The sequence below is a fragment of the Rhizobium sp. BR 314 genome (assembly GCF_047445805.1).
In the GTDB taxonomy this organism is placed as follows: Bacteria; Pseudomonadota; Alphaproteobacteria; order Rhizobiales; family Rhizobiaceae; genus Rhizobium; species Rhizobium lusitanum_B.
Map to the genome: position 1 here is coordinate 382,028 of NZ_JARWLA010000001.1, position 14,956 is coordinate 396,983.

The window sequence follows — 14,956 nt, forward strand, 5'->3', positions numbered from 1 at the left end:
AGGAAAAACCTCATGAAAATAGCGGTTATGGGCGGCGACGGATTCATCGGTTGGCCAACCTCGCTTCATCTCTCCGATGCCGGTCATGAGGTCCACATCCTCGACAATCTCTCCCGTCGCTGGATCGACACCGAACTGGGCGTCCAGTCGCTGACGCCGATGGATTCGATCCAAGAACGTACCCGTATCTGGCACGCCGAAACCGGCCGCCGCATACATTTCAATCTGATCGACCTCGCCAAAGATTACGAGCTTCTGAAGAAGTGGTTGGCCGAACATCGCCCCGACGCCATCGTCCATTTCGCCGAACAACGAGCCGCCCCTTACTCGATGAAAAGCGACCGTCACAAGAACTACACAGTCAACAACAACGTCAACGCGACGCATAATCTGCTGAACGCGCTGGTCGAGCTCAATCTGGACGCGCATCTCGTGCATCTCGGCACGATGGGTGTCTACGGCTATTCCACCATCGGCGCCGCCATCCCCGAAGGCTATCTGCCTGTCGGTATCGATACGGCCGACGGCCGCACAGTGAGCCAGGAGATCCTTTACCCGGCCAATCCCGGCTCGATCTACCATATGACGAAATGCCTCGATCAGCTGCTCTTTCAGTTCTATGCCAAGAATGATGGGCTCAGGATCACCGACCTGCATCAGGGTATCGTCTGGGGAACGCATACGGAGCAGACGCGCCGGCACGAACAACTCATCAATCGCTTCGATTATGACGGCGACTATGGCACTGTGCTGAACCGCTTCCTGATCCAGGCGGCGATCGGTTATCCGCTGACCGTGCACGGCAGCGGCGGCCAGACCCGCGCTTTCATCCATATCCAGGATTCCGTGCGCTGCATCGAGCTTGCGCTGAAGAACCCGCCGGCTCGCGGCGCCCGCGTCGAAATCTTCAACCAGATGACGGAAACACACCGCGTGCGCGACCTCGCCGACATGATTGCAAAAATCAGCGGCGCGGAAATCGTTCGGCTGCCGAACCCGCGCAAGGAAGCGCCGGAAAACGAGCTGATCGTCAAGAACGACAAGTTTCTCGACCTCGGACTGTCGCCGATCACGCTGGAGGCCGGCCTGCTCGGCGAAATCGTCGATGTCGCCAGGAAATACGCCTATCGCGTCGATCGCTCGCGCGTCCCCGCCGTCTCTGCCTGGACGAAGGATCTCGCCGCGACGGTCAACCATGACCCAGAAGGCAAGAGGTTGAAGTCCGTGTCATGATGCTCGGAAGCGAAATGCTGCAGGGGTTGCGCCCCTACACCCGCCCCCGCTCAGGTCAGGCATTCGTGACCCTTGTCACGAATGCCGACTATGCCATGGGCGCGCTGGCGCTGGCGCGCTCGATCGTTCGGACCGGCACCAAGGCCGATATCGTCGTGCTGCATACCGCCGGCGTGCGCGAAAGCGACCTCGCTCCGCTCGCCGGACTCGATTGCCGCCTCATCGAAGTCGAACATCTGCCCCTCTCTGAGGGCTTCAACGAGCGACATGCGCGCGGCAACCTCCATGCCGCCGCCCCATTCACCAAGGGCCGCAAGCCATCCTTCCACACGCCGCTCGACAATTTCTGCAAGCTGCGGCTCTGGCAGCTCATCGAATACGATACCTGCGTCTTCATTGACGCCGATGCGCTGGTGCTGCGAAATGTCGACAGGCTTTTCGACTATCCCGAATTCTCTGCCGCCCCGAACGTCTATGAGAGCCTTTCCGACTTTCATCGACTGAATTCCGGCGTCTTTGTCGCCAAGCCATCGCTTGCGACATTCCAGGACATGCTGCAACGGCTCGACCGGCCCGATGTCTTCTGGCGCCGGACGGACCAGACCTTTCTTGAGGCCTTCTTCCCGGATTGGCACGGCCTGCCTGTATTCATGAACATGTTGCAATATGTCTGGTTCAGCATGCCCGACCTCTGGAACTGGAACAGTGTCTCGATCCTGCACTATCAGTACGAAAAGCCCTGGGAGGAAAACCACCCCAAGGCCGAGCTGCTGAGGCCGCTGATCGACCTCTGGCATTGCTTCCATACGGGGCAAGGCGTGCCGGACATCGCGACGCTCACCAATCCAAAAGAGGCGGCATGAAGATTCTCATATCGGGAGGAACAGGTCTTGTCGGCCGATACATCGCCGAGGAGTTGCTGTCGGCCGGGTACGAGGTCGCAGTCGGTAGCCGCAACGAGCCGCAAGCAAGCTTCTTCTCCCGTCCCGTCTCCTTCGTGCCGATGAGCCTCGACCCCCAAGAGGACCAACGCCAAGTCTTCGACGACGCCTATGTCTTTGTGCACGCGGCCTTCAGCCATGTGCCTGGCAAATATCGCGGCGGCGAGGGAGACGACCCCGATGGGTTTCGCCGGCTCAATCTGGGCGGCACGGTCAAGCTGTTCGAGACTGCAAGAATGGCTGGCGTTCGGCGTTGCATCTTCCTATCCTCGCGCGCCGTCTATGGCGATCGGCCTGCAGGGGAGACGTTGACCGAGGCAATCAAAGCGATGCCGAACACTCTCTACGGTGAAGTAAAACGCGACGCCGAGCATGCCCTATTCTCGCTTTCCACACCTGGCTTTGCCACGGCGAGCCTGAGAGCGACCGGCGTCTACGGCGACCTGCGACCGAACAAATGGGATCAGCTGTTCGACGATTATCTGCTTGGCAGACCGGTTCCATCTCGTGCAGGAACGGAAGTTCATGGGCGGGGCCTCGGCCGTGCAGTTCGTTTATTGTTGGAAACGGAGGCCAGCCGGATGGACGGTCAAGCCTTCAATCTTTCGGATATTCTGACCGATACGCACGAAATCCTGGGGCATCTTCAAAGCGCGACAGGCTGTCCGCACGCACTGCCAACGGCTGCGCCGCACAGCGCTGTCAACGCCATGGACACGTCAAAGATCCAAGCCCTGGGATGGCAAGGCGGCGGAAAAGCCTTGCTCAGGCAAACGATAGAAACCCTGGCTGATCGGCACCACGCGAGTTAGCGCATCAGCTTCGTCTCGTCCCATCCGAGCGTCGCCAGCTCCCCGCCCCTGAACCGCGCATCGTCGGCAACGACAAATTCGTCGAGCTGCGGCGGTGTAACGCTCGTTCCGGCCAGCATGGCATGCACCTGGCCGCGATGATGCGTCTGATGCTGAAACAGATGGTTCAGCACATCGTCCGCCCGCTCCCGCTGAACGCGGCCCGTGCGCTCGATATCGACGATCCGTACTGCCACATCCGGCGTCAGTTTCTCGCAGAAGGCGACCAGCCTGCCGTCGACCTCGACCTGCTGTGCCGTCAAATCACCCAACCGGTCATAAGGCTCCTCGATGTCGAAGGCTTTGAGGCCGAGTCTTCCGCCTTCCAGCGCATCGACATAGAACCAGTCCACCGTCAGGATGTGGTTGAGGGTCGATTTGATCGACGGAAAGAAGCTGACGCGCTTTGCCTCGAACTCGCCAGGCAGCAATGCCGCGCAAGCGCGATGCAGCCGGATATTTGCCAGCGCATTGTTGTAGGCGAGCTTTCGAAAGCTCCGAACGAGGTGGAAGTGAGACATCGAATCCTCTCCTTAGCCTTGGTCGAGATCGCCGTCGCACCAGACGAGATGACGCGGCGTCAGCGGCAGATCTTCGATCTCCTCGGCAATGAAATAGGGCGGGATATCGAGTGCAACCAGCGCCTCGCGCGTCGCCCGCACCCATTTGAATTCCAGATCGTTGTCGCCGTCCTGGACCCGATGCACGATCTCCTGCGGATCGAATGGGAAGCTCGCAGGTATCTCCATCAGGTAATAGAGGCCGAGCTCGTGCCAGTCGCGCTCCTCGTAGTGAAAGAAATTTTCGACCGACCAGAGAAGCCTCATGACCGTGGTATCCACGCCAAGCTCCTCCTGCATTTCCCGCCGCAGCGTGTCCTCGGAGGTCTCTCCGATCTCCGCCCGGCCGCCGGGAAAGGTCCAGAAGCTCTCGTGCACGGCTCTATGGACCAGCACATGCCCGTCGCGAAAGGCGAGGCCCGCCACACGCATCTGGAAGCGCAAGCGCCCCGCATTCAGTCTGATCAGCTTGCGTTTCGACATCATCCCTCAACCCACATCGATGACAACGATCTCAGGCGGGACACCGAAGCGAACCGGCATGATGGAGCAGCCGAGGCCGCCGGAGACGATCATGTGACGCTCTTCCTCGATGATATGGCCATAGACATATCTGTCGCCATAGCGCGACGGAGAATAAGGCGACCAGCCGAAGACCCGAACCTGTCCGCCATGCGTATGCCCGGAAAGGGTCAGCGACACCCTCGGAAGCACATCCGGAAAGATATCGGGCTCGTGAGCAAGCAGGATAACAGGCGCGTCATCGGAAATTTGAGCCAGCGTCCCGCCGAGATCGTGGAGCCCCTCGGTGAAAGGCCGCTTCCACCGGATGCTGCGCCTCAGCGCCAGCTGATCCTCAAGGCCGGCGAGCCAGAACCCCTGCCCGTCCTTCTCCAGACGCGCCGAGCGATTGGAATAGACTTCAATCCCGACGCCGCCGAGAGCCCGGTGGCTGAATGTGGGGCCACGGCCGCTTCTTTGAGCGGCGGCATCGTGCCACCAGTCGTGGTTGCCGAGGATGGCATGAACGCCGAGAGGCGCCTTCAATGTGGCTAGCTGCGCCGCCCATACGCGATGATCGACCCTACCCGTGATTAGATCGGTCCCGGACGTATAGTCGCCGAGCAGGACGATGATGTCGCCGCCAAGCTCGTTGGCACGGGCACAGATCGACCCGATGCGCTCGGCCGTCATCCACGGTTCGCACGCATGGAAATCGGCAAGCGCCACGATCCGAAGCTTCAACCCCGGCGTCCATCCCGGCGGCGTCAGCGCATAGCGGGTCACATCCAGCCTGATGACGGGCTCATAGCCGAGTGCATAGCCTCCAAGTGCCATCAAGCCGAATACGCTGCCGCCGAATAGCTTTAAAAAGGCACGACGGCCGAGCAACTCAGTCCCCCTCCTGGAACAGCCGGAACTGGGCTGCCTCCAGATCCTTGGGCGGCTGCATATCGAGATGCTTCCAGGCAATCGCGGTCAAGACGCGGCCGCGGGGGGTGCGCTGAATGAAGCCCTGCTGGATCATATAGGGCTCGATAATATCCTCGATTGCATCGCGCGGCTCGGAAAGACCGGCAGCGATGGTTTCGATGCCGACGGGGCCGCCGCCGAAATTGACGGCGATCATGTTGAGGTAGCGCTTGTCGAGCTGATCGAAGCCGACATTGTCGACGAGAAGCCGTGTCAATGCCTCGTCGGCAACCTCCCGCGTCACCGCCTCGACCTTGGCCACTTCCGCGAAGTCGCGCACGCGGCGCAGCAATCGGCCGGCGATACGCGGCGTGCCGCGGGCTCGGCGCGCAATCTCGCGCGCACCCTCATCCGTCATGCCGAGGCCCATCAGCCTGGCGCCACGCCGCACGATCAGTTCCAGCTCCTCGACGGTATAGAAGCTCAGCCGGACAGGAATGCCGAAGCGGTCGCGCAGCGGCGTCGTCAGCAAGCCGAGACGGGTGGTGGCGGCAACCAGCGTGAACTTGGCGAGATCGATCTTCACCGAACGCGCCGCCGGCCCTTCGCCGATGATGAGATCGAGCTGAAAGTCCTCCATGGCCGGATAAAGGATTTCTTCGACTGCCGGGTTGAGGCGGTGAATTTCGTCGATGAAGAGCACGTCGCGCTCTTCGAGATTGGTGAGCAGCGCCGCAAGATCGCCTGCCTTGGCGATGACCGGGCCGGACGTGGAGCGGAAGTTGACGCCGAGCTCCTTGGCCATAATCTGCGCCAGCGTCGTCTTGCCGAGACCGGGTGGGCCGACGAACAGCACGTGGTCCAGCGCTTCACCGCGCCCCTTGGCCGCCTCGATGAAAACCTTTAGATTGGCGCGCGCTTCTGCCTGGCCGGTAAACTCGTCCAGCGATTGCGGCCTGAGCGTCGCATCGATGTCTTCGCCACGCTTTTCCGGCGATATCAGACGTGCGGCTTCACTCATGTCAGCGGTTCCATTCCAAATATGCGTTTCTCGGCGCTCCTGCCGAAGGCGGCGTCCATTCCGCCACGCTCAAGATAGTCTTCGACGAGAGAGCACTCCATGGCGATCTCGCGATTTTGAGACAATAGTAAGGAACGCGGAGGGTGCAAAGCCTCAACGCGACAGTTCCTTTAGGCCAAGACGGATCAGCTTGGCACTATCGGCGCCATCGCCGGCAGTCTTCAAGGCTGCGGCCACGGCATTGGCGGCCTGATCCCGCGAATAGCCGAGATTGGTGAGCGCCGATACGGCATCCACAACCGGCGCTGCGGCAACGCCTTCGCCCAACTCCTGCTTGAGCACGATATTGGCGGCATCGCCAGCAAAGGCCGGCGCCTTGTTCTTCAGTTCCGTTACAATGCGCATGGCAACCTTCGGGCCGACGCCCGGCGCCCGTGAAACGGCGGCGCGATCCTGAAGCGCGATCGCATTGGCAAGCTCGGCCGGCGTCAGCGTCGACAACAGCGCCAGAGCCACCTTGGCACCGACGCCTTGAACCGTCTGCACGATGTTGAACCACTCACGCTCAAGCGCCGTCATAAAGCCGAAGAGCCGGATCTGATCTTCACGGACATAGGTCTCGATGAAGAGAATGCATGCCTCGCCGACGGAACCAAGCTTCGACAGCGTCCGAGCGGAACAATAGGCGACGTAACAGACGCCGTGCACATCCACGAGCACATAGTCTTCGCCGATCTCTTCGATTGTGCCTTTCAGCTTGCCGATCATGAATGGTGTCCGTCAGGAGTGGGTTTAGCGAACGGGTTGAAGCGGTTACGAAGCCTTCGCGGCGGCCAGAAGCGACGCTTGCCGCAGCCGGCTGGCGCCGCGGTTGTGGGCATGGCAGACGGCAATAGCGAGCGCATCGGCCGCGTCATTTCCCTTGAATTCCACTTTGGGCATCAGGATCTTCAGCATCATGTGGATCTGCTGCTTCTCGCCGTGACCGACGCCGATGACGGCCTTCTTGACCGCATTCGGAGCATACTCCGAGACCGGCAGGCCTGCCCGCGCCGGAACCAGCATAACGACTCCACGGGCCTGGCCGAGCTTCAGCGTTGCCACCGCATCCTTATTCACGAAGGTCTGCTCCACGGCGGCCTCATCCGGCTGATAGCTGTGAACGACCTCAGCAAGCCCATCATGCAGCTGGCATAGACGGGATGCGAGATCCATATCGCCATCCGAAGTGACGGTGCCCGAAGCCACGAAGCGAAGCGAGTTGCCAAGCGTATCAATGATGCCCCAGCCGGTGCGCCGAAGGCCCGGATCGATGCCGATGATGCGAATCGTATTCTGCATAAGCCAACCTATCTTTCGGGCTGAAGATGTGCCAGTAAAATGTGAACAAAACAAAAACAAGACACAGATTGGACCGCCAGCGCCACGCTGAAACATCGTGACGAAATTGCGGCGGCGGGGTTTGGAATAGGCACACTGCACTCCTACATGTGGGTGCGACCCTCCCTTCCACCACGCAGGTTTCTTGCCATGGTTCCCTTTTCCATCCTCGATCTTTCGCCCGTTGCCGAAGGCAGCACCATCCGCCAGTCCTTCGAGAGCTCGAAGCGCATGGCCCAAAAGGCGGAAGAACTTGGCTACAACAGGTTCTGGCTCGCCGAGCATCACGGCATGCCAGGCGTTGCCAGCGCCGCGACTTCAGTCGTGATCGGCCACATCGGCGCAGCGACCTCGCGCATCCGCATCGGTTCGGGCGGCGTCATGCTGCCGAACCATTCGCCGCTCGTCATTGCCGAGCAGTTCGGCACGCTGGAAGCGCTGTTTCCCGGTCGCATCGACCTGGGGCTTGGCCGTGCGCCTGGCACCGACATGCGCACCGCGCAGGCCCTGCGTCGCAATATCGATGCCGGCGCGCAGAGCTTTCCGCAGGATATCGTCGAGCTGCAGCACCTCTTCAGCCCGGCTGACGACAACCAGATCATCCTCGCTGTTCCCGGCCATGGCGCCAACGTGCCGATCTGGCTGCTCGGCTCCAGCCTCTATAGCGCCCACCTCGCCGCCATGCTCGGCCTGCCCTATGCCTTCGCCTCGCATTTCGCACCAGATTCGCTGCTGGACGCCATCGCCATATACCGCGACCGCTTCACGCCTTCGGCCACGCTCGACAAGCCTTATGTGATGGTCGGCGCCATGGGCTCCGTCGCAGATACCGATGAGGAGGCGCAATATCATTTCACCTCTGCGGAACAGCAATTCGTCAATCTGCGCCGCAACGTGCGCGGCCCCTTCCCCCGCCCACGCAGCGACATGGACGATTTCTGGACGCCGATGGAAAAGCTGAATGTGGAAAATACGTTGCGCTACGCCGTGGTCGGCTCCCCTGCGACGGCCGAAGCAAAGCTGTCGCGCTTTATCAAAGACACGGAGGCTGATGAAGTCATCATTTCGATGCCGGTCCATGATATCGAGGCCCGCCTGAAATCGGTGGAACTCTTCGCGACGCTTCCAAGCTTCAAGAAGGTCTCCTGATTTTCGGAAGCAGTCACTTATGCGGTGAGCCGATCTTATATACGCGGCTCACCGAACGACCAACGGGCTCAAGCCACGAGCCTCGTGTTCCAATGACGCCGGATGAGCATGTCGAGCGACAGCTTGCCGGCGCCGGCGACGATCAGCGCGAACATGCCGCCTGCAATCGCCAGATCCTTTTCGAAGTGCAGCAACTCATTGTGGCTGGCGAAGTTGGTGTGAAAGAGCAGCGCCGTCAGCACGCAGAACAGGCCGAGGCCAAATGCCGCCAGCCTCGTCATCAGCCCGAGCGCAATGGCAAGGCCGGCGCCTAGCTGCAGCGCGATTGTTGCAATCGCGATGGGGGCTGGAACACCGAGCTTGGCCATAACCTCCAATGCATTGTCGAAATTGCTGGCGAGTTCGATGCCTTCTTCCAGGAAGAGCAACGACAGCAATATGCGGCCGAACAACAATGCCATGTCGGCCATATTCACAAGAACGGCACTCTCCTCTTCGAATTCCATGGCTTGTCTCCTTCCCGTCGATATCCGCGCGCTCCGGTCCTGCCCAGCGGCATCCTCTCGACCTGGTCGAGCGAAATGCCGCCGGATCGGTTGAAGCTGCGGGCTAGTTGGTTCCCTTGGCTGATATCGCCTTGGTCAGATCTTCGAGCTCTTCGCATCCAGCCGGGCAAAGCTTGGTCAGAGCGGCAAGCTGCTCGCGAGCCTTGGGCATGTCGCCGGTCTCGACATAGAGCTCGCCGAGATATTCATGCGCGCCCTTGTGATCCGGCTGCAGTTCCAGAGCCTTGGTGTAGTAGGTCAGCGACGTCTTGAAATCGCCGGTCTTGCGCAGGGTGAAGCCCATCAGATTGTAGACGTCGGCCTGCTGGTGTTCCTCTGCGATGTCCCTGAGCTCAGTGAGCGCGCCGGCATAGTCCTTCGCATCGATCTTCGCGCGCACCGAGGTGAGGTCCGGCGCATCGGTCGATTCCATATTGTCGACGGCAAAGGCGACGCCTGCCGTTGCGACCGGAAGGATGGCAACGGCGCACAGGCCGGCGATCCCGAAAATGGCATGTCTGAACATGGTATTTGCTCCTGTTTTGGCCGCTCAGGCCTGAATGGTTGGGGTGAAACCGTAGGCATTGCCGTCCTTGACGAAGGTGCCGGAGCCCGGGAATGGAAAATGCGAGCCGCAGATCCTGATCTTGTCGGCGATGACACGATCGATCAGCTTGCGGCGGGTTGCGACGGCCATCGGGCCGTCCTGGTCATAGGCGCCTTCCCATTCCGGATGGGGCGCAAGCAGCGCCGGCACATACATGATGTCGGCCGAAACCATCAGCTGTTCGCTGCCGCCATCGATGAGGAAGACGGAATGACCGGGCGTATGACCGTATGCGGCCAGCATGTGCACGCCGGGTGCCACTTCGGCATTATCGTCGACCAGCTTCCAGTTCTTCCATTTCGGAAAGACGGAGGCGATACGCCGGCCGGCTTCCTTGCGGCCTTCCGCCAGCTTGTCGACACGGCTGGGATCGGTCCACCAGTTGAATTCGGCCGCGTTGACGATCAGCTCGGCATTCGGGAAAACGGCCGCATTCGTCCCCTTTTCCATCAGTCCCCAGACGTGGTCCGGATGGAAATGCGAGATCATGATCGTATCGATCTTCTTGTAGTCGATGCCGGCAGCAGCCATATTGGCCGGCAGATGCGTGGCATTGGTCTGCCATTGCCCGACACCCGAGCCGGCATCCATCATGATCTTGCGCCCGCCGATGTCGAGAACGACGACGGTCAGCGGAATGGGCATGAAGTCCGTCGTCAGGCCGGCCTTGGCAAGCGCGCCTTTGGTGTCCTCGACGGAAGCGTTCTTGATGAAGGCCGGATCATGCGGCTTGCGCCAGATGCCATCATAAATGGCCGTGACCTCGATCGAACCGACCTTGTATTTATAGAAGCCGACCGTCGGCTCCAGCGGCGTGGCGGCAAAGGCTTGCGGGATGAATTCGAGCTTCGACGACAGACCAAAGGCTGCCGCAGCTACAGCCGTACCGAGAACGGTGCGGCGGGTCATATCAAACATCGCAATATCTCCTCAGGGTTATGGCTTTCGAGCCAGGCGGAGGACGCTTCAAATCGCGACCGTCCACTGAGGAAGAAGATCGATGGCGACGCGCGCTTATTCCCAACCGCGCGAAGAATTTTCGCAAGCCATTGAGATATATGGCATTATTTTTACCGGCATGGATTGAATCGGTGGAGACGCGGGCGTCCGCATCCGGGCTCTGCAATTTTTTGCATCCGATCGGGAATAAAACCCACACCGGCGCGATCTAGTATCGCAGGCAACATTGCAAGCACCGTATCCACGGCTTACAGTCGGTATCGGCGTTTTGCGGGGATCATGATGACAGACGCCCGAATGATGACTTCGATGACGCTCGGCAGCCAACTCCACACATGGACTTGGAACTGGCCGCAAACGACCGCGATGCGCCGGCTGGCGCGACTTCTGGCCCGCCTGCGCGCCTTCTTTGCGCAGGCGAAACCGGCCCATCACGCCATCCTCATGGCGGTGGCGGAGCCGACGGCCAATGCCGGGTCGCAACACCTCGCAATCTCCTCTCGCGACGAGACCATGCGCCGCTTCCAACGCACCATCATCCCGCATCTGGACGCCGCCTATAATTTCGCACGCTTTCTGAGCCGGGATGCCGATGCTGCGCAGGATATCGTGCAGGAGGCATATCTGCGCGCTTATCGCGGCTTTGGCGGCTTTCGCGACGGCGATGCCCGCGCCTGGACCTTCACCATCGTCCGCAATTGCTACCATGCCTGGCTGCAGGAGGGCCGGCGCAAGACCCGCTACGAACAGCCGATGACCGACGAAAGAGATCGGGACGAAAGTTCGCCCTCCCCCGATCCGGCCTCAGAGGAAGATACGCCGGAAGCCGCCTTCATCCGCAAATCGGAAACGCAGCGGGTGCGTGCGGTCATCAACATGTTGCCGGATGCCATGCGCGAGGTTTTGGTTCTGCGCGAGCTTGAGGATCTGTCTTATAAGGAGATCGCCGACATTATCGATGCGCCGATCGGCACCGTCATGTCGCGCCTCGCCCGCGCCCGCCGCGATTTCGGCGAAGCATGGCGTACCCTTGAAGAAAAGGGGGCGGCGCAATGAGCAACGGAAAGCACGACGATCACAGCGAATGGGCAGACCTGCTGCACGGCTTCATCGATGGGGAATTGGACACAGCCAATGCTGCGCGTTTCGAGGCCCATCTGGCGACGTGCATCGAATGCGCCGGGGAGATGGAGTATGCCATGACGGTCAAGCGACTTTCCGCACGCGAGGGTGTGAAATGGCAGGCACCGGACAGCGTTCACGCCCGCGTTCAGGCCGCACTTTCGCTGGAACAGGCCATGACGAAGCGCGCGGCGGCGGTGACCAACACCGAAAGCCCATGGCGGCGCGCTTGGCGGTTGGTTCGCGAATGGAGCTTCGTGCCGTCTCTAGGTGTTCTGGCCGCGAGCCTCATGCTGGTGCTGAACGTGCCGCAGCAGAGCCAGACGATCGAGGACCAGCTTCTTTCAAGCCATGTGCGCTCGATGCTGGCTGATCATCTGACCGATGTGCTGACCTCCGACCAGCACACCGTCAAGCCATGGTTCAACGGCAAGATCGATTTCTCGCCGCCCGTGGTCGATCTGGCGACACAGGGCTTCCCTCTCGTTGGTGGCAGGGTGGACTACCTCGACAGCCGGGTAGTCGCAGCGTTGATCTATCGCCGGCACGGTCATGTCATCAATCTCTTCATCTGGCCCGCCACCTCGGAAACCCGCAGCAATGCTGAGAAGGACGGCTACAATTTCGTCGAATGGCATGCGGACGGGCTGGTCTTCTGGGCCGTCTCCGATGTCGCCGCGCCCGATCTTACCGCCTTCCGCGACGATTTCATCCGCGCAACGAACCCATGACGCACAAAAGCCGGCCGCATCGCTGCAGCCGGCTTTTTGATGTATCTCGATGGATCAGGCCGAGAGCTTGGCCAACACTTCTTCCGAGACTTCAAAGTTCGAATAGACATTCTGAACGTCGTCGTCGTCTTCGAGGTTGTCGATGAGCTTCAGCAGCGACTGGGCCTTTTCTTCATCGACCGGCACATTGTTCTGCGCGCGCCAGATCGCCTTGACCGTTTCGGCTTCGCCGAGCGTGGCTTCGAGCGCCTTGGCAACTTCGCCGAGGGATTCGAAGGCGCAGATGATCACATGACCTTCTTCATCGCTTTCCACGTCATCGGCACCGGCTTCGATCGCCGCTTCCATGACCTTGTCGGCATCGCCAACTGTCGGCTTGTAGGTAATTTCGCCGACATGGTCGAACGAGAAGGACACCGAGCCGGTTTCGCCGAGTGCGCCGCCGGCCTTCGTGAAGATCGAGCGGACGTTGGACGCCGTGCGGTTGCGGTTGTCGGTCAGCGCCTCGACGATGATCGCCGTGCCGCCCGGACCATAGCCCTCGTAACGGATCGCGTCGTAATTTTCGGTGTCGGCACCGGACGCCTTCTTGATGGCGCGATCGATATTGTCCTTCGGCATCGACTGCGCCTTGGCATTCTGAATCGCCAGACGCAGGCTCGCGTTCATGGTCGGGTCGGGCAGGCCCGATTTGGCAGCGACCGTGATTTCGCGCGCCAGCTTCGAGAACATTTTCGAACGCACCGAGTCCTGACGACCCTTACGGTGCATGATGTTTTTAAACTGTGAATGGCCAGCCATGGCACCCCTGTTCACGTCTTTTGTTGGGAATGGCTGCCTTATAAGAGTGAAGCGGCCTTCATTCAAGTAAAAAGCCGGGTAACGGCGGCTGCAGAAGCCTTCGGCCGCCATTCCTATGGTTTCACGGCAAGCCTTCCTGCCTGGATATCCGCAACGGCTTCCATGGCCTTGTTCAGTCCTTCGAGCGACGCGCGTGAGTCCTTGATCACGGATCGTAGATCGGGCGACCAGTCATTGATGGCGCCAACGCGCGCCAGGAAAGTGACGCCACTTCTCATCTGGTGAATGATCCGGCTTGCCGAAACGCAACCCTGTGTGTCGGTAGCAACGGCCGGATGGCTATCAACCCTGATCAACGCCGTCATCCCCGGCGCATCATGCATCAAGGCTCAAACCCGTTGGGGTTTTGGTGAACTACCGTAGTCAATGAATAAAGCCCCCGCCAGGGAGGTAATGCTGCAATTGCGTTTGCCGGTCATAGCATCGGTCGGGTATGACACGCTCCAATTACCGGCGGCCAATAGATTGGCGCATTTGCCAACAGAAACCGTTCCCTGACTAAATTTTTGTATGCGGTAGCCATCGGATGTCGTGCTGACCGGATTAGGAGACACGCAGCCCGATAGTGTCGCGGCTATGATGGCAGTCAAAAGAACGCGGTTCATGCGCTTCCTCCAACGGTGCAGCGCAATCAATCATGACGAGTGGAAGTAGCAAAGACGGTGAAACACATTTCCCGGCGAAAATTGCTCAGGCTCGTCCGACTTGTCGCCGAACCGCCTGATTGACGTCGGTTCAGCGACGAAATCCGGGCAGCTAACGCCAGAATTCCGGAATGGTCTCCGCAAGCCGCGGGCCGAGCCGCAGCGGCGCGATCTTTTCGGCCAATCCCGTTGCGTCGGAAATCTCGACGCCGACGCCGCAGATGGTCGCAGGTCCGGATGCCGCTTCGAACCGTCCCTTTGGCATCTTTGAAATGAACCGGTTGAGCGGCTCTTCCTTTTCCATGCCGAGCGAGGAATCGTAATCGCCGCACATGCCGGCATCCGACATATAGGCAGTTCCGCCATTCAGGATCTGCGCGTCCGCGGTCGGCACATGCGTATGCGTGCCCACGACAAAGCTTGCGCGACCATCGACGAAATGCCCGAAACACTGCTTTTCGCTCGTCGCTTCCGCATGGAAATCGAAGATGATGGCGTCGGCCTGTTCTTTCAGCGGGCAGGCATCGAGAATGGCTTCTGCCGCCTTGAAGGGATCGTCCAGTTCCGGATGCATAAAGACGCGGCCCATGATGTTGGCCACGAGCACGCGCGCGCCGTTGCGCGCATAGTAAAGCCCGGAACCGCGGCCGGGGGTGCCGGCCGGATAGTTGGCGGGGCGCAGGAACTGGTCGTGCCGCTCGCTAAAAACGACGGCTTCCTTCTGGTCCCAGACATGGTTGCCTGTCGTCACGACATCGGCGCCGGCATTGATCGTTTCGAGAAAGATATCCTCGGTGATGCCGAAGCCGCCGGCGGCATTCTCACCGTTGACGATGACGAAATCGAGTTTCAGATCGGAGACAAGTCCCGGAAGGCGGTCCCACACCGCAGTCCGTCCGGTTTTCCCGACCATGTCACCCAGAAAAAGCAGCCGCATT

At 60.3% G+C, this 14,956-nt stretch carries 19 protein-coding genes; 6 read left to right on the top strand and 13 right to left on the bottom strand.

The window, feature by feature from the left end; all coding sequences use genetic code 11:
• The first annotated feature begins 12 nt into the window (after positions 1–12).
• The 3 genes from QD461_RS01835 to QD461_RS01845 are packed head-to-tail and all read left to right on the top strand — an operon-like array spanning position 13 to position 2,986.
• On the top strand, positions 13–1,233 hold the full coding sequence (locus QD461_RS01835; RefSeq protein ID WP_414086222.1) for an NAD-dependent epimerase/dehydratase family protein: 1,221 nt from the start codon (positions 13–15) through the stop codon (positions 1,231–1,233).
• Positions 1,230–2,096 carry a glycosyltransferase gene (locus QD461_RS01840; RefSeq protein WP_414086223.1) on the top strand — a complete coding sequence of 289 codons (867 nt, stop codon included), beginning with the start codon at positions 1,230–1,232 and terminating at the stop codon, positions 2,094–2,096. Before QD461_RS01835 ends, QD461_RS01840 begins: the two co-directional genes overlap by 4 nt.
• Complete coding sequence (locus tag QD461_RS01845; protein WP_414086224.1) at positions 2,093–2,986, top strand: NAD-dependent epimerase/dehydratase family protein; 894 nt, start codon at positions 2,093–2,095, stop codon at positions 2,984–2,986. Before QD461_RS01840 ends, QD461_RS01845 begins: the two co-directional genes overlap by 4 nt.
• Here the strand turns inward: QD461_RS01845 and QD461_RS01850 are convergent.
• From QD461_RS01850 to ruvC, 6 genes are all read right to left on the bottom strand, one after another.
• Positions 2,983–3,546: a DinB family protein gene (locus tag QD461_RS01850; RefSeq protein WP_414086225.1), complete on the bottom strand. Its 564-nt coding sequence runs from the start codon at positions 3,544–3,546 to the stop codon at positions 2,983–2,985. The genes QD461_RS01845 and QD461_RS01850 overlap by 4 nt on opposite strands.
• A 12-nt stretch (positions 3,547–3,558) precedes the next feature.
• Positions 3,559–4,068 carry an NUDIX hydrolase gene (locus QD461_RS01855; RefSeq protein ID WP_414086335.1) on the bottom strand — a complete coding sequence of 170 codons (510 nt, stop codon included), beginning with the start codon at positions 4,066–4,068 and terminating at the stop codon, positions 3,559–3,561.
• A 6-nt stretch (positions 4,069–4,074) separates the two neighbouring features.
• The gene (locus tag QD461_RS01860) at positions 4,075–4,977 is read right to left on the bottom strand and encodes a metallophosphoesterase (RefSeq protein ID WP_414086226.1); all 903 of its coding nucleotides are present in this window, start codon (positions 4,975–4,977) and stop codon (positions 4,075–4,077) included.
• A 1-nt stretch (position 4,978) separates the two neighbouring features.
• Positions 4,979–6,019, bottom strand: a complete 1,041-nt coding sequence (ruvB, locus tag QD461_RS01865) for a Holliday junction branch migration DNA helicase RuvB (protein ID WP_184702720.1) — start codon at positions 6,017–6,019, stop codon at positions 4,979–4,981.
• A gap of 153 nt (positions 6,020–6,172) precedes the next feature.
• Positions 6,173–6,787 carry a Holliday junction branch migration protein RuvA gene (gene ruvA, locus QD461_RS01870; RefSeq protein WP_414086227.1) on the bottom strand — a complete coding sequence of 205 codons (615 nt, stop codon included), beginning with the start codon at positions 6,785–6,787 and terminating at the stop codon, positions 6,173–6,175.
• Between the two features lie 45 nt (positions 6,788–6,832).
• Positions 6,833–7,360, bottom strand: a complete 528-nt coding sequence (gene ruvC / locus QD461_RS01875; protein ID WP_184702718.1) for a crossover junction endodeoxyribonuclease RuvC — start codon at positions 7,358–7,360, stop codon at positions 6,833–6,835.
• Positions 7,361–7,549: 189 nt separating this feature from the next.
• On the opposite strand from ruvC, the gene QD461_RS01880 reads away from it, so the two are divergent.
• Positions 7,550–8,548: an LLM class flavin-dependent oxidoreductase gene (locus tag QD461_RS01880; protein ID WP_414086229.1), complete on the top strand. Its 999-nt coding sequence runs from the start codon at positions 7,550–7,552 to the stop codon at positions 8,546–8,548.
• A 68-nt stretch (positions 8,549–8,616) separates the two neighbouring features.
• Here QD461_RS01880 and QD461_RS01885 read toward each other — a convergent pair whose 3' ends face one another.
• The 3 genes from QD461_RS01885 to QD461_RS01895 all read right to left on the bottom strand — a co-directional run bounded on the left by QD461_RS01885 (position 8,617) and on the right by QD461_RS01895 (position 10,618).
• Positions 8,617–9,054, bottom strand: a complete 438-nt coding sequence (locus QD461_RS01885) for a DoxX family protein (protein ID WP_184702716.1) — start codon at positions 9,052–9,054, stop codon at positions 8,617–8,619.
• Positions 9,055–9,157: 103 nt separating this feature from the next.
• On the bottom strand, positions 9,158–9,619 hold the full coding sequence (locus tag QD461_RS01890; RefSeq protein WP_414086230.1) for a tetratricopeptide repeat protein: 462 nt from the start codon (positions 9,617–9,619) through the stop codon (positions 9,158–9,160).
• Between the two features lie 24 nt (positions 9,620–9,643).
• On the bottom strand, positions 9,644–10,618 hold the full coding sequence (locus QD461_RS01895) for an MBL fold metallo-hydrolase (protein ID WP_414086231.1): 975 nt from the start codon (positions 10,616–10,618) through the stop codon (positions 9,644–9,646).
• Positions 10,619–10,960: 342 nt separating this feature from the next.
• Between QD461_RS01895 and QD461_RS01900 the strand changes: the two genes are divergently transcribed.
• Positions 10,961–11,716 (top strand): sigma-70 family RNA polymerase sigma factor, encoded by a 756-nt coding sequence (locus QD461_RS01900; protein ID WP_414086336.1) that lies wholly within the window; start codon positions 10,961–10,963, stop codon positions 11,714–11,716.
• Positions 11,713–12,513, top strand: coding sequence for an anti-sigma factor family protein (locus QD461_RS01905; protein WP_414086232.1), 801 nt, complete (start codon positions 11,713–11,715; stop codon positions 12,511–12,513). The genes QD461_RS01900 and QD461_RS01905 overlap by 4 nt, the downstream gene beginning before the upstream one ends.
• Before the next feature lie 54 nt (positions 12,514–12,567).
• Here the strand turns inward: QD461_RS01905 and QD461_RS01910 are convergent, their stop codons facing one another.
• From QD461_RS01910 to QD461_RS01925, 4 genes are all read right to left on the bottom strand, one after another.
• The gene (locus QD461_RS01910) at positions 12,568–13,314 is read right to left on the bottom strand and encodes a YebC/PmpR family DNA-binding transcriptional regulator (protein WP_414086233.1); all 747 of its coding nucleotides are present in this window, start codon (positions 13,312–13,314) and stop codon (positions 12,568–12,570) included.
• A 113-nt stretch (positions 13,315–13,427) separates the two neighbouring features.
• Positions 13,428–13,670 (bottom strand): hypothetical protein, encoded by a 243-nt coding sequence (locus QD461_RS01915; protein ID WP_414086234.1) that lies wholly within the window; start codon positions 13,668–13,670, stop codon positions 13,428–13,430.
• A 33-nt stretch (positions 13,671–13,703) separates the two neighbouring features.
• Positions 13,704–13,979: a hypothetical protein gene (locus tag QD461_RS01920; protein ID WP_414086235.1), complete on the bottom strand. Its 276-nt coding sequence runs from the start codon at positions 13,977–13,979 to the stop codon at positions 13,704–13,706.
• Positions 13,980–14,130: 151 nt separating this feature from the next.
• The gene (locus QD461_RS01925; RefSeq protein ID WP_414086236.1) at positions 14,131–14,955 is read right to left on the bottom strand and encodes a YmdB family metallophosphoesterase; all 825 of its coding nucleotides are present in this window, start codon (positions 14,953–14,955) and stop codon (positions 14,131–14,133) included.
• Position 14,956: the final 1 nt, after the last annotated feature.